The following is an 18,429-nucleotide window of genomic DNA, read 5'->3' on the forward strand; positions in this document are numbered from 1 at the left end:
AAATCTAAAAATGAAAAATAATATAATCAAAAAAATAAAATTTATTTTCTTTGGTATTCTACTTTTTGGTTCAGGGTCTTGTGAAAATTTTATCGATACTGATCTACCTTATAACCAGATCGGAACCCAAGAGGTTTTTGCAGATGTATCCTCTGCGAACGCAGCATTGGCAGGAATGTATGCGGAACTGTGGAGTAACTCAATATTGTCCGGGGACAGTTCAGGAGCCGGAGCCATTCTGGGAACCTATACCGACGATCTCAACTGTTATTCACCTTATGTTCAGAATGGTCTTGTAGATATCTATAACAATGTTCAGATTCCGAGCAATTCAATTGTTTACAGTTTTTGGTCAAGAGCATATAAGCATATCTATTATGCCAATTCCATTATAAAAGGAGTGGGGGAGTCGAAATCTATTCCAGAGGCTGATAAAAACAGACTGATTGGAGAAGCGACTGTTATACGTTCTATATTGTTCTATAACTTATCACAAATTTTTGATGATATACCATATACTAATACAACAGATTATACTCTTAACAGTTACTTAGCTAAGGTATCAAAGGTTCAGCTGATGTCATTGCTTGAAAATGATCTAAAAACGGTAATGACCGGTTTAAGCGATCAGTATGCCAATCAAGAAAGAATTTATGTCAACAAAAAAGTAGCGGAGCTTTTACTGGCAAAAGTGTATCTGATTGCTGAGAAATGGAGCGAGGCTGAGCTACTGCTTTCTCAGATCGTTCAATCGCCACTATATATTTGGGAACCAGACTTAAATAAAGTATTTACAAAAAGTGGTAAGCATATTTTATGGCAATTGAAACCTGCCAATTCCACCGATGCAACAAAAGAGTATCTGCTTTACAATTTTACGACCAGTTTGCCGACATCATTTTCATTATCCGAGGCCTTGGTAAATTCTTTCGAGGCGGGTGACCAAAGAAAACAGGTATGGATATTACCGACAGTAATCAGTCAGACCACCTATTTCCGCCCAATGAAGTATAAAAACCCTGCCAATGCGAATGCTACTGAAAATTCGATTGTATTCAGATTAGAAGAAGTCTACTTGATGCTTGCAGAAAGTCTGGCCAATCAAAATATGATAGCTCAGGCTAAAACAGCAGTTGACAAAATCCGGCAAAGAGCAGGGTTAGCTGCATTACCGGCAGGACTTTCAAAAGATGAAATGATCAATAAGATAATGGAAGAGTCTAGACATGAGTTTTTTGCAGAAACAGGTCATCGTTTTTTTGATTTGAAAAGGACGAACAGACTGGGCGTTGTTGGAGCATCAAAACCTAACTGGAAAAGCTTTCACAAGGCATTCCCAATTCCGGAGAAAGAATTGGTCATTAATCCAAATTTGAATCCTCAAAATAGTGGCTACTAATGAAAACGATTCTTACAGTACTGCTGACAAATATTTTTATGTTTGTTTTTCCACAGCATCAACCGCAGAAGATAGAAGGTAACTGCAAGGCCTACGAAATTAATATAAAAGATGCTTCTCCGGATGGTAAGTGGTTGGCGGTTTATAAGATTTATGATAATAAAAGTGATACACTCATGATCATAAATAGAGAGAACCCAAAAAGAATCTATCAGAAAATCAAGGTGCTAGACTACAAATGGACTTTAAATAAACTGATTTTCAGATTCGAGAACAGAACTGAGATTTTCGATTATAATAACAACAAATCTGAAGTATTACATGCCTGTGAAAGTTTTGGAATTAATCAAAAGGAAAACTCATTGCTACTTCATGGTTCTGAGAAGATAACAGTGTACAATCTTAAAAACAGTAAGTTAACTGACAGCATCAGCGCTGTGAAAAAAGTATTTTACACCGGAGATCATATCTTAGCGTTGGTAAAAAAAGAAAATACGTACAAACTAACTGATTTGACAGGAAATGCTCCATCTACTTTGTATGAAACCAGTAAATTAATAACAAATGTAGTAGAACTTAAAAATCGATCGTTCCTGATTTTTGAAACAGAAGAAAATAGAGTTAAAGACATCGTTTACTGTATTCCACAATTGAAGACAGTATTTCATTTTTCAGATGATCATTATGTTGACTATAGTTTTGCAATCGGCTACCAACGCAGTGATGGAGGTATTGTTCTTACAACTGAAAAGTTAAGGGGAAACACAGCCGCTGATTCACCTGAAATTTGGCACAGTTCTGAAAGTAATTTTAGAGAAAAATTTAACAAATCGGCCTCAAGTCAATTTCTGTGGTTACCTGAGCAAAAAGATGTTATAAAATTGGGAGTTCAAAAAATGGACAGGGTCGTAGATGTTGACAATAAAAAGTATTTCCTAAGTTATCGTTTTTCGGAAATGCAAGATTATACAAATTCCGATGCTTCTTTAAAGCTATACAGATATGATTTCAAAAACGATTTGTATGATTATATTGATATCGTTACAGCTGGCGCAAGCTATTCTCCTGATGGAAACTATATAATTTATAAGCAAAATAACTATTGGAAATTAGTTGAGATAAATTCATTAAAAGCAGTTAAGATCGAAGATCATAATTTCTTTCAACCCTATTTTTCGGATCAAAAATATATATATTTCGATGGTTCAGAGGGGTTGTGGGCTTACAGCATAAACACTGATCAACTTAGTTTGAATTACAATGAAGAAAAAGGAAATTATAAAATTCTTAATTCTAAGTATTCGACTAATTTTATGAGCAATCTCTTTGAGTTGGCTTTTAGTTGCAAAACCGTCACTGCAAAACATTTTATTTTTGAGATCAATGACAAGTCTGATTTGAGCACATCAATCTATGAGAAATCTGGAAACCGTTACTATCAAATGCTTGCTAGTACGGACTCAAAATTAGTATTTAAGTCATTGACATCGAAAAACGGGTATCTGTTTATGGAACAAAATTACAATCAGCCTAATCAGTTAATCAGCCTGAGTCGATCGAAAGATAAAAAAATTATCTACCAATCCAATAAGTCAGATAAAGCACAGTTTAACATTCGGATGGAGACCATTTCTTTTAAGAATAAGGAAGGTTTAAGCCTTAAAGGCATTTTGTACTATCCATTGGATTATGATCCTGAAAAACGATATCCGATGATTGTGCATGTTTATCAGCTGCAAAGTCCTAAAAGAAATATTTATCCTTTGTTTTTGGAGCATAAAGTTAATGCAGGGTTTAATATCAGGGACTTTATAGATAGAGGGTATTTTGTTTTTTTACCTGATATTGTGAACAGTGATAAAGGCATAGGGTTAGCAGCATTGGACTGTGTTCATAATTCCTTAGACGCGTTAAGAGAAAATCCGTCAATAGATTTTCAAAAAGTAGCTTTAATAGGTCACTCTTTTGGTGGTTATGTAACTAACTTTATAGCTACTCATTCTGATCGTTTTGCAACATATGTATCGGGAGCAAGTGTAAGCGACATTGTAAAGTCATATTTTTCAATGAGCTTTCATATTATCGCTCCCCTCTATTGGCAATATGAGAGTGGGCAGTTTAGTTTTGGTAAATCTTATTCGGCTGCTAAAGATTTATATGCTTTAAATAATCCGATTAGTTTTGTCGAGAATGTTACCCAGCCGATAATGCTGTGGACGGGAAAAAAAGATTTAAATGTAGAATGGGGGCAGACGATGGAATTTTATCTTGGTCTTAAAAGAGCAAAGAAACCAGTTACAATGCTTGTATATCCTCAAGAAGGTCATTTCCTAGCTGCAAAAGATAATGCAAAAGACTTGTTGAAAAAAGTGAATGAATGGTTCGGATATTATTTGAAAGGTACAGAAAAACCCGATTGGATAGAATAAAAATTAAAAGGATGCCTTTCGGCATCCTTCCTTTTTAATTTCTATACAAGTTTTGTCCGCATTCTGTTGCGCTGATTCTTTCGTACATCACTTTTGATGTTCCACCTACCAGTTCAGTACATACATCACCGAAAGACGTATTACAGTCTACTTGACCGAAAGGTATACATTTTTCATCTGGTGCCGAAGCATCAAAATGGTAAGCTTGTATAAGAGCTTTTTTTTCTGTTTTTGCTTTGTTGGTTGCAAAAGCACTTCCGACACCAAATACTAAAATGGCTACGGGAATCATGATTGTTTTAAAATTTTTCATAATAATTGTATTAAGATGTGCCTACGGTTAAAACAGGTCTTCGGCATTACCTGTGAAACTGTTCAATTATCGGTTGCGCAAAATGATACTTGACTATTTCATTTCCAATAAGGATATATAAGTATTCACCTGCAATTAGCATATCCTTTACTTTTTCGCCTTGGCGATTTGGTACCATAAAACTTCCAGAGTAATATTGCTGATCAATCTTATAAAAATCAATAATGCTTGCCTTATTCCACTGCATGGTTCCATCATGTATTGCTTTGGAATTTGAGTTAACAAATAATAGATTGTTTGAGGCAAATGCATTCTTAACGCTCTGCTGTAATGGATTTTTAACTTTAAAAGATCCATCAGGGAGCTTCACTTTTTCTGTCTTTTGACCATCATTATAACTAATAAGTTTTAATGTATTATTTTTTGCATTTAAATGGTTAATCACGACAAATTTGTTTTGGTAATTATATACATAAACCGACTTGTTTATTTTTTCGTCAAATAATAATACTCCATCATTCTCAATATATCCGGTTTTTTGAGTTCCCAGGATATCATATTTAAGGTTTACATGGCCGTCACTCAACTCTCCAATTACAAAATTTTTAAATTTTGTCCCTTGCGACCTAAAGAGAAAGCTATTATCTGAAACAACGCTCAACTGATCGAAATACATATCCCTAAAACTTTCAATGGTTAATGATTCTTTATTTTCTATTTTTCCCTTATAAATTATGGGAACAGTGCCATCGTATATGTAATAATTTGGAGTCTTCCATGTTACTTTCAAACTCTTAAACTGATATAATTTTGTGTCTAAGGGGATTCTGTACTTTGAAAAGCTCGATAAATCTTTTTTTACGATGGTAATATTTAGTGGTGCAGTTGAATTCCCGAGATAAATATTTGCAGAATCCTGTCCAATGAAGTAGAATGAGTTATAGTTGATATCTAACTTAACTTCATTTTCTAAGGCATGAGGCATATATCTTCTTGTAAAATTATTGTTTTTTCGGAGGTCTTTTTCTGACTTTAAATAAATAACTACAACACTCAGTGAACTTACAATTGTTATTATTGAGATTAAAGAAATATATTTAAAGGGATTTCCTTTCATTTTTATTTCATAGATAATTATTGCCAAAGCGCATATAAAAACGCAAATTATATTGAAGAACAGATGCTGTCTCCAGCCCATATTTTCTAATATACCACCACATGAACATGGAACAAACTCACTGTATTCAAGAATCAAATAGATGTAAATTGTAAAAGCCGACATTAATCCTAAGGAAGAATATAATCCAAAAATTCTGCTTTTATCAAATAGTAAAATTGCAACAATTATTAGTTCTATAATAATAACAACATATGATACTAGTCCGGCATAAGCACTGAGTAAAGGTGACTGCGCAATCTGTACCTGGAAATTCTCAAAATCCAACAGCTTACTCACGCTCGCATAAATAAACAACAGGATAAAAAAATAAGAAACAGCTTTGATAAAAATAGACTTAAAAGATGTCATGGCTTTCTTTGTATTTAGATTAACAGACCTGAATCAGTCTCCATTTGATTTTCATTCCGCAATATTCAGGCATTGGTTCACCTTTAAACAAGGTTACTGTTGTTCTGAAATTCCCCATACTTTCCCAGATGCCGCTTTCCGGACATGGTAAGCCTGTGACAGCTGATATGGATGTATGAGGAATCATAGGTCATAGAATTGATTAATTATTTCATTTAATCCGCCAGTTATCACCATCTCTTACCGGAGGGTCGGGATCTATAATTTCTTCCGAGGATTTTGCAGAATCTTTTTTCATGATGGACATTTTAACTTCATCAAATGAGTTGTCGTCTTGTATTAAATCTTCATCTCGGTTTGCACAGTTTTGTAAACTCATTGCAGCTATTGCTATACTTAAAATTGGGATAAACTTTTTCATTGTAATTTGTTTTGATTTGGTTATCCCGACGTCGAACTGATTTAGAATTCTGAAGCCAAAGTTATCTGCCTTGAAGACGGAAAAAAACTGTCGTGTGGGGCAATTTTAAAATAGATACGTCTCAATTTTAAAATTGTACCATCATAAAAATGCGCTTAAAGGCTTATTTATCAATGGTAACAGCATATTATGTATTGAATGGTCTCCGATGGCTGCTAAAGGCATTATTTAAAATCAAAATGCGTATTTTTGAGATGGTGAGGTTCTAATAATCAGTATATGAAAAAGTTAAATTACTTTCTCGTCCTGCTTTCTGCCTATTCACAATTATTATTTTCACAGCAAAAAGAGCTCAGGACTTTCAGAGAAATCAGAGACCATTACGAAAAAATGACCATCGATGATGGACGTGCCATGCCTTTTGTGAAAGCATATATTCAAAAAGCAAAATCGGAAAACAATATCCCGAAATTAATTCAGGGCTACAGGGATGGTAGGCAGTTCGATTACCATAACAAGATGAGTTATGCTGACAGTGCTTTGGCTGTCAGTATAAAACAGGGGACTAAAGACGATATCAGCAAAGACTATTTAAGCAAAGGCATTATATATTATTTCTACCAGAAAAACTATAAACTGGCTTTAAACCAATATATGAAAGCTTATGACTACTCAAAAGGTTCAAAGGATAAATACCAGCATTACAAAGTGATTTACCATTTAGGTATCGTCAAGGAACATCTGGGATATTATGATGAAGCCCTTGAGCATTTTCAGGACTGTGCTGAATTCTACGATCCGTCGAAGCATCAGACCATTCATGAAAATCTTCAGTTTAACTATAAAAAGGCCTACCTGAATTCGCTCCATCAGATGACCGTCATCAACCGGTATCTTAAAAATTTAACAAAAAGTGACAGCCTGAGCCAGCTGGGATATCAACTTACTGCCGGAGATCAGGATTTTACGCTGGAGAACAGTTATTTTCTTAAGTGTATCGGGATTTCAAAATTCCTAAAAAAGGATTACACAGGCGCAGAATCTGATCTCGAAAAAGCATTACCGAATATTTTGAAGCGCAACGATTTTGCCTGGGTATCGGTTATATATTATTATCTGGGAAAGATTGCAGAGGCGCAAAAAGAAGAAAAAGATGCCCTTCGTTATTACAGTGAAATCGATTCCATATTTGTCAAAGAAGAATTTATCCTTCCGGAAGTTTACAGAAGTTATAATTACCTGATCGACTATTACAAAGATAAAGACCTCAATAATCAGCTGTACTATACCAATCAGCTTCTTAAAGCCGATAGCCTGATTACCAAAGATTATCCCTATCTATCGGGTAAACTCCATAAAGATTATGACCGACGTACACTCATTGAACAAAAGGATGATATCGAAAAAGCAAGCAGAAGAAAAATGCGGATCGCACAAGTACTGATTCTCTCAAGCAGTCTGACACTTACGTTTTTTATCATCCGTTACGGCAAAGACCGGAAAATAAAAAAACAATATGATCTTCTTCAAAAGAAGATTTCAGAAGGAACTTATAATGTCAATGATCTAATCAATGAAGAACCTGAAGAATATTCCTTGAGAAAAACATTCCTGACTCCTGAGGTGACTTTAGAAATTGCAGAGAAGCTGGATAAATTCGAGAAGGAACTGCAGTTTACCAAGAAAGGGATCACTCAAAACAGCATAGCCGGTAAGCTCAATACCAATGCCCATTATCTGTCTGTTTATATCAATGAAAACAAACGAATGAATTTTAACAGGTATATTGCAGAGCTTCGAATCAAGTACATTACCAACCTTCTCAACAGCAATACCAAATATCTCCATTACACCATAGAAGCACTGGCAGAAGAATGCGGTATTGCCGCCCGTCAGAATTTTTCCAATCTCTTTTTTGATATTAACGGAATCCGTCCTGTCGACTATATCAAAAAGCGAAAAAAAGAATTGAGAATCAGCTGAATGAGCCGTCACTAAACGTTTTTTTGTAAATTTCTAAAAAAAGGACATGGTAACAAAAACTATTTTTAGAAAAATTGCAAAACTGCATGAAGAATTAGAACTCAAGATCAATGAGGTCTACGATGAAGGCGACATGATTAAGGTCGCAGAGAAATCATTGTTGCTGATCGATGAATCTATCAGGGCGTTAAAGGTTTTGGTCTCTGCTCATCATTTTGAGAATAAAGGCGAAGAAATTCATTTCTTCAAAAAGCTGAAACCACAATTCATTTCCAAGTTCATTTACTATTCTACAGTTTTAGATGTAGAGTCCCATAAGCCCAATGTAGGAAATAAAGCATTGAAGAAATACTATGAAGCAGAGCAGAGAAAGCTCGAAAATTTTTATGCAGAACAATCTGATTTTTACAGCTATTACAGGCGGGAGGCGACCTATCTGGATCATAAAATTTTTGTCAGGGATTCCTATGATCTTAAAATGAAACTCTCACTGGGATTTTATAACTTCGACACCAGCTTTACGACCTCTCACGATCATCTTGTTGCCAAATTTAGGGCCAATGAAAGATTTGATCAGTATTTAAAAAAGAGGATTGATGGTTTATCAGACAGAGATAGCAGCAAATCTATATCTACATTAGTATGGTCGGCATCCAAAGTAGGACTTATCGAACTGGTTTACGCCTTATACCATATGCGGTGCTTCAACGGCGGAAATGTTGAACTTAGCGAAGTGATCAAGTTTGTTGAAAAATCATTAGATACCGACCTTGGAAACTTCCACAAAACAATCTTTGAAATTCGAAACCGAAAACAGGGACCGACCAAGTTTTTGAACATGGTCAGCGATAATCTTACCCAGCATTTTCAACAAACAGAGGGGGAGTGATGCACATTATATAAACCATAAACATTTTTAAGTTTATGGTTTATATATATCTATTGATGAGATGCTGCAAATCAGGGTTTTTAGAAATCCTATACCACATTATTTTTTATCTTAAGCTTCTATTTACCTTGTCTTACATTAAAATTTAATTATCAAGAGTTTTAATAAGGAATTGTACCTTTTCTTAACCTCAAAACAACATGTTGAATGTGTGGTAGGAGCAGCAAAACAACAATTACGAAAATCACTCCCGATAGCATCAAATCATAATAATCTCTTGTAGCACGAGCCAATATTTGATGACTTACCATTTGATTGAAATAGCCTGTTGATACTGCTTTTGAGGTATAGATATCGCTACCTGCATTCATGTATTGATTTTGAATATCCAGTAAGGAAGCTGGTAATTGAGGGTTGGTTTCTGTGAGTGATTCACGGATCTTTTCTCGAACTCCTGATTTTGCAAATATTTGAAGTTCGTTATTCAATGCCAGGCTAGCTGTAAACCCTGTAAACCTAGCCAAGATACCAACAAGTGATGCATTAATTGCAATTGCTGGCGGTGCTGATGAAGCTGTAAATGAAACAATAGGAACAAATAAAACACCAGTTGCTACACCATAAATAAACATTGGTAGAATGAAATCGATTGTTTCGCCCTGCACAGAAACAAATAGTATCATATAAGCATAATAAATCGCCATGAGTCCAAAGCCAACAATAATCATCCTTATCAGGTTATAACCCATCAAGACAAATCTGGAAGTAACGAACATACTCATTGTAGTTCCAAAAATTACAGCCGTCCATATAGGAACGGTGCTCAATGGGTCATTTCCTAAAATTACTTCAAGATAGCCGTAGGCAAGTCCTGTACTTCCTTTAAAAATATAAAATGTAAAAAGTAGTAATAGACCAATGACAAAATTCTTTGTCTTGAAAATCTGTAAGTTGATTAATGGTCGTTTAAGCTTCAATTCTCTAATGATGAAAAGTGAAAGAATAATTAGATTGACTACACTAAGCGTAGTGATTAATGAATTACCGAACCATCCCAATTGTCGCCCGTAAACAAGGATGTATCCCAATATTAAGATAAAAGACACGTAAAACAAATAACCTATCCAATCCACCTGATACAGTGGTATCTTTTTGGTAAATCTGGCTTTACTGTTCATTGTCAGCAATACAGTAATTGTTAGAATCATGAGTATGACAATAAATCCGTAGAATAGCCAGTTAAAATCAAAGAAATGAATAACCACGCTGGTAAAAATAGAATAAAAAGGAACGGCAATCTGTATGCTGCCATATAGTATGCTAAAAGCAATCACACGTGCACGTACGGACTGTAATCTTGGGAAAATAAGTTGTAAGACGATGCCTGACATCAATGCACAGGTAATTCCTTGAAAAAACTGGCAAATAACAAATAATGTCCAATCTTTGAAATGAAAACAGATCACAGAACATATTGCATTTACAGCAATAGCAATCAGTAAATATTTCCTTGGTGCAAAATATTTTACGATCCGAAAATCAAGTGCCAGGAAAGCTACGGTAGAGCCATAGATAACGACCATACCATATTGTACATCTGTAGGCTGTATCCCATAGAAACCCATTGCTGCAACCGGACTACCATAAAAAGCGAAACTAAACAGACAGGTCATCAGGATAGCAAATATGACGGATCTCGCCACCCATTCAGATACCCAGGATTTGAAAATCGGTATTTTATGTGCTTGCATCATTAATCTTTTAAAACATAAACATTGGCATTCATTCCCGCAGAGAGTTTTCCTAACTTTTCAGGCGCATCGGTCAATTTAATCCGAACAGGAATACGTTGGATGATTTTGACAAAATTACCTGTAGCATTATCTGGTGGAAGTAATGAATAACGGGAACCAGTGGTTGGCGAAAGTGATTCGATAGTGCCATTGAATTTTTCATTCGGAAAGGCATCAACTTCTATGGATACCGCCTGCCCGATTTTAAAGTTGCCAATCTGTGTTTCTTTAAAATTTGCCATCACCCATTTTTGTTCCGCTTTGTTCACCAAGAATGCCAGTGTTTGTCCAGCCTGTATCAGCTGACCTTCCTGAATGGTCTTTTTACCAACTTGTCCATCAAAAGGTGCAGTGATAACCGTATATCGAATGTCCAATTCCTGTCTTTGAACAAGTGTTTCTTTAATTTTTATCTCTGCAATTATAGCATTATGTTGCGCTCTGAAATCATTAAGTTTAGATTCTGCTACTTGTAAAGAAGCTTTAGCCTGATCATAATCTGACTGTGCAATGGATAAAGAAGCACTGATGTTGTCGAATTTTTGTTGTGTGGTAGATTCATCCGCCAGTAGATTTTTATAACGGTTAAATTCTTTTTGTTGTTGGTTCAATCTCGCTTTCGCTCCTGCCAATTGTGCTTTTATGACCTCAATACTTTTAAGTTGCGTTTCTTCGTTTGCCGTCAATATGGGTAATTTGGCGCGTGAACTCATGAGTTCTGCTGATGCGGCATCTTTTTTCAGTCCATACTCGTCCAATTCAATGACAACAAGTGTATCACCTCTTTTAACCACCTGGTTGTCCTTGAAATATATTTTGCTGATATAGCCACCCACTTTTGCGTTTATTGGTGATAGATAAGCATCTACCTGTGCATCATTAGTTTGTTCATAGCGATATCCTTTAAAGAAATAGGTAGCTCCCCAAATAATGATCCCTACGAATAATGCTATACCAAACCATTTGGTTAAGCTTACAATAATTTTATCTGTTTTATTTTTGTTCATAATATTTGTATTAAAGAATTCCTATAATTGCTAATAGTCTGATATGGGTTACTTTTACGTTTGTTTGTGCTGTTGTCAGATTGAATTTTGCTTCCAATAAAGCATTTTCTGCTTCCAAAAGATCGGTTAGTAGTGATTCCTGATTTAGATAGCTACTTCTGATAACACGAACGGTTTCGGTAGTTTTAATAATATTTTGTTCTGCCGTTTCCACGCTCTCCAAAGCCTGCTGTTGCTGTAAATAAGCTTCTTTTACCTGAAGGGAGATTTCGTCCTTTTTCATTTCTGCTTTTTCTTTCGCCTGATTGTTGACAATTTGGGCACGAGCAATGGTATGTTTGCTTTTGTACAAATTATCAATCGAATATTGTACTTTAACTCCTGTCTGGCCAAATCCCCATAAGTCATTTGAATATGGATAAAAGGAAATCTGTGGATAGTTGTAATTATAGTTAGCGTACAAAGAAACTTTGGGCAATAGCGTGGCTTTCACTTGTTTTACGTTCAGTTCGCTCCATTTGATGTCACTATTTACTATTTTGTACTCTGGAGATTTGTTGAAAGCAATGTCTACATAGTCATTGTAGTCACCATTAGCGATAGCGTTTAATTCAATTGTATCTTCGTATTTGATTGCTGGCCCCATATCATTTTCACGTCCCATCAGAATATTGAGCCGTTGTTTGGCGATTTCAATCTTTTTCGTAACATCGGAAAGATTAAGTTCCAGTTGAGACAATTTCACGGAGGTTCTCAGTACATCACTCTTTAGTACGGTACCGTTTTTATGCAAACTTTCTATCAATCTCAATTGCTTTTTTTCTGTTTCAATCTCTGCATGAAGAAAATCATAGAAATGCAAAAACTTATACAAATCAAAATAAGCAACTGCGACATTATATTTTACACTATGCTTTTGCAGATCCACTTCATATAGTTTTCGTGTATTCTCTTCCTTTTTCATGGCAATGTTTCTTTTGTCTTTACCACCATTGTAAAGATTAAAGTTCAAGTTGTAGCCTACTCCGTATCCATAGCCTTTTACAGGCACATCCTGTGGAGAAGAGAATAATCCATTGTCATAAATCAGAAATTTTGAATTGAGTTTTACGTCTCCACCTACTGAAAGTTCGGGCAACAAACGATCTTTGGCTTCCAATATTTCTATTTTACTCTGCTGAAGATTTAGGTCGGATAGTTTTAGTTGTCGATTACTCGTTTCAGCCATTTTCCATATTTCTTCTAAACTTAATAATTGTTTATTTTCTGTATGCTGGGCGTAAATAGAAGATGCAAATAGCACCAACAGTATGCCCAAAATCGGAACTGTTTTATATTGTTTCATTAGTTTTGTTTTTATAAATGATTGGTTTCTTTCTACTTTCTAACCATTGTTTTAGCATCTTTTTCAATTCATCAAAAGCAAAGCTTAAATCGACCATTGGCATAAAAGGACTGGAGTAAGCACAAGCCCACCAGTAGATATAAGCTTTATCAATTTCTTCATCTGCAAGAGATAATTTATATTCAGATTTTTCGGCTTGTATTTCAAGTTCAAAATCTTTGTTGGGTTTTATGATTTTATGTTTCATAATAATTCTACTATTAGTAACACAGCAAAATTATTCAACACACCAAACCTTTATTTTGTATAATTAGCCTAAAGTTTGCTATATTTGGCCATATGGAAATTCTTAGCCAATTAATAACTATTGTGGATCAAAATCCTGATTCCATCCTTGTGATGCGACAGCAAACTGAGCAGCGTTTGCCCGCTCATCAGCACGATAAGGCTCAGTTATTATTGGTTTATGGAGGAATTGCTTATTTACAAACAGACGCAAAAGATTTCTATATTCCGTCTAATCATTATATCTGGATACCGAAAAATTATCCTCACAATTTGATGTTTAATACACAGGATTTATATATTATCAATATTTATTTTCCCGATGAAAAATCAGATAGTTTTTACGATGAATTGGGTATTTATCCTGTTAGTAAGCTTTTGGCAGAAATGCTCTCATTCAGCGAGAAATGGCAAGGTGATTATTTTAAAGGTTCATGGGAATTTGAGTTTTTAACTACACTTAAAAGCGTATTATCAAAGGAAAACCTCAAAAAATTCTCCATTCAACTTCCAACAACATACGATCAAAGACTCAATGCCATAATCGACAGCTTTAGAAATAGGTTAAATGAAAATCTAAGTTTAGATAGTATTGCTCAGCAATCGGGAATCAGTGTGAGAAGTTTAACCAGATTATTTCAAACAAAATTGCATATCACTTTTGTTCAATACTTAAAGATGCTCCGTATCATCAGAGCGATGGAATTGATTAATGATACAGATTTGAACATGACGGAGATAGCTTATGAAATAGGCTATTCGAATATATCTGGGTTTAGTAATAATTTTCAGCAACTGACCAACATGAGACCTACTGAATTTAAGACCAAATAAGAAGTACGGCTATAGATTTATTAGCTATAATTTTCCCCTAAAAAGTTAATAGATCACTTAATTTAAATGATCTATTGGTGGTTGGCAAGCTATGCAATATTATCCTTAAATGGACTAACACTTATTTCTATCATCAACTTTTCAAAAAAGAAATAGAAACCAAACGTGTTCCTAATTTTCTTAGGTTCATTTTCAAATAGTACGTCAGCTTCAGGTTTTAACTTTTCATAAATATCCCAAACTTCTTGTTCATCCTTTTGATAAAATCCGATGTGGAAATTTTCCGGATATTCAGGCGTATTTTCTTTGTGGTTCAGTTCCTGTCCCCAAATAACTAAGACGAAATTATTGCCGTTTTCCAGAACTGCCATTTTGCTGTTTCTATTCACAATTAAACTAAAACCCAGGTGTTTTGTAAATAAATTTACAGCTTTATCTACGTCTTGCACAACAATGTTAATGTGATTTAAATTCATTTTATTCTTATTTTGATTACAGAACAAAATTACTTTTCCGGCATCAGGCTAAATTGGATAAATCGGTCGTTTTCATTTTTTTTTAAAATAATTGGTTTTACTCCTGTAAATTTTTTCACTTCCCTTATAAAATGTGATTGGTCTGCATAATCGAGTTGGGGGTAGAAATCTCCATTTTTTAGTTGTTTTAATGAGTTGGAGAAACGGATGATATTGAGATAGGATTTGAGCGTTACGCCCAACCATTTATGGAAATAACGGTTCATTTGTCTGCTACTCCAAAAAATATTTTCTTCGAGTTCTTTTACTGTAATTTCTCCTTTAGAAGCATAAATGAGTTTAAATAACTTCTTTTTTCGGTCGTCTATTTCTTTGGATAATAACTAAGAAATAACCTTTGTAGTTTTATGGTAAAATTGATTAAAATCATTCAGATCATCTCTTGAAAATCCCCAGTACCCTGTCTGAAGTGTTTTCTTGATGTTATTTAAATCTGCAAAAGATTGGTCGAAAATATATTCGGCAGCGATGGGATAAAAGCTGATTGCAAACATTGTAGATTTTGGAAATGGAGGTTTGGTGATTGGAGCAGAACATATTCCGGAAATGAAAATTTCAAAATTTCCATTTTCATGTGCTGACAGAAATAAATCTATTTTTCCATCGGGAACTATAATCCCTTCTTTTTCTTCATCAGAATCGTTTTTTACCATCCAAATGCTTTCCACTATATCTATTAGTGGCTCATCGGGTTTGAGACAGATATATTCTAATTTATTTCTTCGCAAATTCATCTATAATTGTTTGAGTACAAAACTATGAATTTATAAACCTACCTTATATTAGTTAAGATGAAATGCCAATAAGGCGAAGAATATCCAAAAAATATCATTATAACCTGATATTTATTACGTAGTATCTAAATGTTATCAATATTATTTTTAAGAGAACCTTTTTAAACAAATTTCCTAATACTCATGATGTATCCCAAATGCAGATCCTCATGATAATTATTGTACGCAAAAACATTTTGTATAGAAATTAGATGAAAGCCAATACCAGTGATGCTTTTGTTGTAGCAGATAAAGCTGCCGTTTTCGAAATCATTAATTGTGCGCTCAATTTTTGAAGTCAAAAGTGATTTAAGTTCATCTGCTTCTTGTCGAGAAACTGATCCTGTTGGTTTTGTTCTCGACTGGTATTTTTTAAACAACTGATCTGAAATATATCCTTGTAGGAGGGAACCTCTGTAAATCAGTTTTTGTTGTGTTACAATGATGTATCCGATGTTCCAAATAATGTTGTTGTTAAAACCGACTGGAATCCTATTGAGTTGGTATAATGAATATTTATAAAAAAATCTAGATATAACTTTCAGCTTGTTTTTCAGGTTTAAAAAAGATTTCCATTTTTCTTTTTTGAATTTGCAAATATTCTCTTTAGCATTAAGAATAGAAATGCTTGTAAAAAGTCCTAACAAAAGTACAAATTATGATTAATGCTATAGTTTTGAAAATTGGACTGTAAACAATGATTATCATTATAACACAGAAACGATGAATCTATCTTTTATGATGTAAGACCAACTTAATTTAGATAAATGTCAGGGCTTCGCTATTGAGTTAATTTACAAATTACTGCAATAAATGCTGCAAATCAGGATCATTAGCAATTCTTTCCATTTCACTCTTTATGATCTGAAGAATATCAGTTTTAATACTTCTGTAATTTTTTTCAATTTCATGTCTCATATAGTCATTACCGTCCTCATCTACGAAAGAACGAATTTCCGGTATCTTTTGATAATGTTTTTCCTCTGCTGAAAGTTTTGCAGTATCAACGACAATTTCAGAATGAAAAATCTTTTGTTCAATTCTTTCATCAAAATTATCCGAAACAGCACCTACAAAAAATCCCTGTGTTAAAGTGGATATTTTGGAAGCAGGAATTAGGCTGTCTAACTGTGTGGAGATGGATGTGGAAGTATCATTTCTGTTAAAGGATATGCTTTGTCTTTTCTGTAAAACCTTACCAAACCTCTCCGATAAAGCCTTGGCTGTTTCACCTACTACTTGTCCGCTGAAAATGTTTCCAACGGTATTTTGGATGACCTTACTTTCTTTATCACCATAATCTCTGGTCAGCTGGGAAAAATCCTGAAATCCCAGGCAAACAGAAACTTTGTTGCTCCTGGCGGTCGCAATAAGATTATCAAGACCTCTAAAATAAATGGTAGGCAGCTCATCAATAATGACTGAGCTTTTCAGCTGTCCTTTTTTATTGATCAGTTTTACAATTCTGGAATTGTAAAGCCCCAGTGCCGCAGAATAGATATTCTGTCGGTCAGGATTATTACCAACGCAAAGTATTTTGGGTTCTTCCGGGTTGTTAATATCCAGTGAAAAATCATCTCCAGTCATTACCCAATACAGTTGAGGGGATATCATTCTTGATAATGGGATCTTCGCTGATGCAATCTGTCCCTGTAACTGATCCTGCGCACCGCCCTGCCAGGCATCCATAAAAGGAGAGAGGTAGTTTTCCAATTCAGAGTAGGACGTCAGGATGGTGAATACGTCTTCATATTTCTTATTCAGCAGTTCAATTGCGTGTGGAAAAGTGCAATACTTTCCATCATCATAGATTTTCAAAAACCAGATAATAGCAGCTAAAAGAATAATTGGGGATTCTACAAAAAAGTCACCCTGTTTTTGTATCCAGCTTCTATTCAAATTTAACATGATGGTGTAAGCCGCTTCGTAAGCATCCGAAATATCGGTCATAAAATAAGGATTTAAAGGATTGCATCGGTGGCTTTTTCTTGGGTTGTCAAAATTGATGATATAAAACTTCGGCTTTACCTTATAAGCATCTGAATAATTTAAAAGATGATTATAGGCTATGGTTGAAAGGTCATCAAATTTAAAGTCATAGATGTACATTGAAAAGCCTTTTTCAATATGCTGTCTGATATAGTTATTGACTACAGCATAAGATTTTCCGGAGCCCGGTGTGCCTAACACAATGGTTGCACGGAATGGATTGACGACGTTGATCCATCCCTTATGCCAGTGTCCCTGATAGTAAAACTTCGTGGGAAGGTTAACAGAATATTCATTGTAAAGCAATTTAGTTTCCTGCTGAAAGCTTTCATTTTCATTGTTGAAAACATCGTCCATCAAATTGTTTTTCAATAGGCGGCTCATCCAGACTCCAGCCTGCATTAATAAAATATACCCCAGTCCAGTCGACAAAAAATAGAGATGTATTGCAAGATGAATATCAACTTTCAGCAACCAACCGTTCAGGAAAAATAGCAGAAACCCCGTTACGAAAGCGAGGTTGATTTTATGCCAGGTTATCTTTTCATTTTTTACACCCTTTGTTCCAACACAGCTCAGGCTTAATAGTAGGACTGCAAAGATTTTAGTATATAAAGAATGAGAGAATAAGCCGGCTGTCCGATTAAAATTATGCAGTATCTTTGCAACGATGTCTATTGTCCAGTGACGCTCATCAAAAAATCCATAACAAAACCAATAAAGGTGCATCATCACAATGATAATGCTCACTGCCCTCATAAATGCCATAATTTTGGCTAATCCCCTCAAGTCGTCTTCTCCCTGCATTTTCCTATAATAAATGTTAAGGCTGGAATTTATTTAGTAAGTTGAGACGCAAAGTGATTTGGAAACTTTTGTGGTGATATGGCAGTATTAGGCAATAT

The 18,429-nt window shown here is 34.7% G+C and carries 18 protein-coding genes; 5 read left to right on the forward strand and 13 right to left on the reverse strand.

From position 1 onward, the window contains the following. The first annotated feature begins 10 nt into the window (after positions 1-10). Together J2Y40_RS04030 and J2Y40_RS04035 are read left to right on the forward strand one after the other, a co-directional pair. Positions 11-1,399, forward strand: a complete 1,389-nt coding sequence (locus J2Y40_RS04030; RefSeq protein ID WP_309997217.1) for a RagB/SusD family nutrient uptake outer membrane protein — start codon at positions 11-13, stop codon at positions 1,397-1,399. Further along, entirely contained in the window at positions 1,399-3,828 is a 2,430-nt protein-coding gene (locus J2Y40_RS04035) for a prolyl oligopeptidase family serine peptidase (protein ID WP_309997218.1), read from the forward strand. Before J2Y40_RS04030 ends, J2Y40_RS04035 begins: the two co-directional genes overlap by 1 nt. 34 nt (positions 3,829-3,862) lie before the next feature. Here J2Y40_RS04035 and J2Y40_RS04040 read toward each other — a convergent pair whose 3' ends face one another. The 4 genes from J2Y40_RS04040 to J2Y40_RS04055 are packed head-to-tail and all read right to left on the reverse strand — an operon-like array spanning position 3,863 to position 6,090. After that, positions 3,863-4,141: a DUF6520 family protein gene (locus J2Y40_RS04040; RefSeq protein WP_309997221.1), complete on the reverse strand. Its 279-nt coding sequence runs from the start codon at positions 4,139-4,141 to the stop codon at positions 3,863-3,865. Positions 4,142-4,187: 46 nt separating this feature from the next. After that, positions 4,188-5,669: a MauE/DoxX family redox-associated membrane protein gene (locus J2Y40_RS04045; RefSeq protein WP_409017657.1), complete on the reverse strand. Its 1,482-nt coding sequence runs from the start codon at positions 5,667-5,669 to the stop codon at positions 4,188-4,190. A gap of 19 nt (positions 5,670-5,688) precedes the next feature. Continuing rightward, positions 5,689-5,856 carry a hypothetical protein gene (locus J2Y40_RS04050; RefSeq protein ID WP_309997225.1) on the reverse strand — a complete coding sequence of 56 codons (168 nt, stop codon included), beginning with the start codon at positions 5,854-5,856 and terminating at the stop codon, positions 5,689-5,691. 24 nt (positions 5,857-5,880) lie between these two features. Further along, entirely contained in the window at positions 5,881-6,090 is a 210-nt protein-coding gene (locus tag J2Y40_RS04055) for a hypothetical protein (protein WP_309997226.1), read from the reverse strand. A 279-nt stretch (positions 6,091-6,369) separates the two neighbouring features. Between J2Y40_RS04055 and J2Y40_RS04060 the strand changes: the two genes are divergently transcribed. After that, complete coding sequence (locus tag J2Y40_RS04060; protein ID WP_309997228.1) at positions 6,370-8,073, forward strand: AraC family transcriptional regulator; 1,704 nt, start codon at positions 6,370-6,372, stop codon at positions 8,071-8,073. Positions 8,074-8,119: 46 nt separating this feature from the next. Next, a complete protein-coding gene (locus J2Y40_RS04065) occupies positions 8,120-8,962 on the forward strand; it encodes an RteC domain-containing protein (protein WP_309997230.1) in 843 nt (280 codons plus the stop codon). Positions 8,963-9,123: 161 nt separating this feature from the next. Here J2Y40_RS04065 and J2Y40_RS04070 read toward each other — a convergent pair whose 3' ends face one another. Genes J2Y40_RS04070 through J2Y40_RS04085 form a run of 4 tightly spaced genes read right to left on the reverse strand, consistent with a single transcriptional unit; the run spans position 9,124 to position 13,354 of the window. After that, positions 9,124-10,713, reverse strand: coding sequence for an MFS transporter (locus tag J2Y40_RS04070; RefSeq protein WP_309997232.1), 1,590 nt, complete (start codon positions 10,711-10,713; stop codon positions 9,124-9,126). A 2-nt stretch (positions 10,714-10,715) separates the two neighbouring features. After that, entirely contained in the window at positions 10,716-11,762 is a 1,047-nt protein-coding gene (locus tag J2Y40_RS04075; RefSeq protein WP_309997234.1) for an HlyD family secretion protein, read from the reverse strand. A gap of 10 nt (positions 11,763-11,772) precedes the next feature. After that, on the reverse strand, positions 11,773-13,107 hold the full coding sequence (locus J2Y40_RS04080) for a TolC family protein (RefSeq protein WP_309997236.1): 1,335 nt from the start codon (positions 13,105-13,107) through the stop codon (positions 11,773-11,775). Continuing rightward, on the reverse strand, positions 13,094-13,354 hold the full coding sequence (locus tag J2Y40_RS04085; protein ID WP_309997238.1) for a hypothetical protein: 261 nt from the start codon (positions 13,352-13,354) through the stop codon (positions 13,094-13,096). Before J2Y40_RS04085 ends, J2Y40_RS04080 begins: the two co-directional genes overlap by 14 nt. Before the next feature lie 92 nt (positions 13,355-13,446). On the opposite strand from J2Y40_RS04085, the gene J2Y40_RS04090 reads away from it, so the two are divergent. Beyond that, positions 13,447-14,226, forward strand: a complete 780-nt coding sequence (locus J2Y40_RS04090; RefSeq protein WP_309997240.1) for an AraC family transcriptional regulator — start codon at positions 13,447-13,449, stop codon at positions 14,224-14,226. 89 nt (positions 14,227-14,315) lie between these two features. On the opposite strand, the gene J2Y40_RS04095 is transcribed toward J2Y40_RS04090, so the two are convergent. The 5 genes from J2Y40_RS04095 to mobC all read right to left on the reverse strand — a co-directional run bounded on the left by J2Y40_RS04095 (position 14,316) and on the right by mobC (position 18,331). After that, the gene (locus tag J2Y40_RS04095; protein ID WP_309997241.1) at positions 14,316-14,702 is read right to left on the reverse strand and encodes a VOC family protein; all 387 of its coding nucleotides are present in this window, start codon (positions 14,700-14,702) and stop codon (positions 14,316-14,318) included. Between the two features lie 29 nt (positions 14,703-14,731). Then, on the reverse strand, positions 14,732-14,968 hold the full coding sequence (locus J2Y40_RS23965; RefSeq protein ID WP_409017658.1) for a helix-turn-helix domain-containing protein: 237 nt from the start codon (positions 14,966-14,968) through the stop codon (positions 14,732-14,734). 117 nt (positions 14,969-15,085) lie between these two features. Then, positions 15,086-15,496, reverse strand: coding sequence for a DUF6597 domain-containing transcriptional factor (locus J2Y40_RS04100; RefSeq protein ID WP_309997243.1), 411 nt, complete (start codon positions 15,494-15,496; stop codon positions 15,086-15,088). Between the two features lie 161 nt (positions 15,497-15,657). Beyond that, positions 15,658-16,182, reverse strand: a complete 525-nt coding sequence (locus J2Y40_RS04105) for a DinB family protein (RefSeq protein ID WP_309997245.1) — start codon at positions 16,180-16,182, stop codon at positions 15,658-15,660. A gap of 154 nt (positions 16,183-16,336) precedes the next feature. Beyond that, positions 16,337-18,331, reverse strand: a complete 1,995-nt coding sequence (mobC, locus tag J2Y40_RS04110; RefSeq protein WP_309997247.1) for a conjugal transfer protein MobC — start codon at positions 18,329-18,331, stop codon at positions 16,337-16,339. Between the last annotated feature and the right edge of the window lie 98 nt (positions 18,332-18,429).

It is taken from the genome of Chryseobacterium sp. 2987 (assembly GCF_031456375.1).
Classification (GTDB): domain Bacteria; phylum Bacteroidota; class Bacteroidia; order Flavobacteriales; family Weeksellaceae; genus Chryseobacterium; species Chryseobacterium vaccae.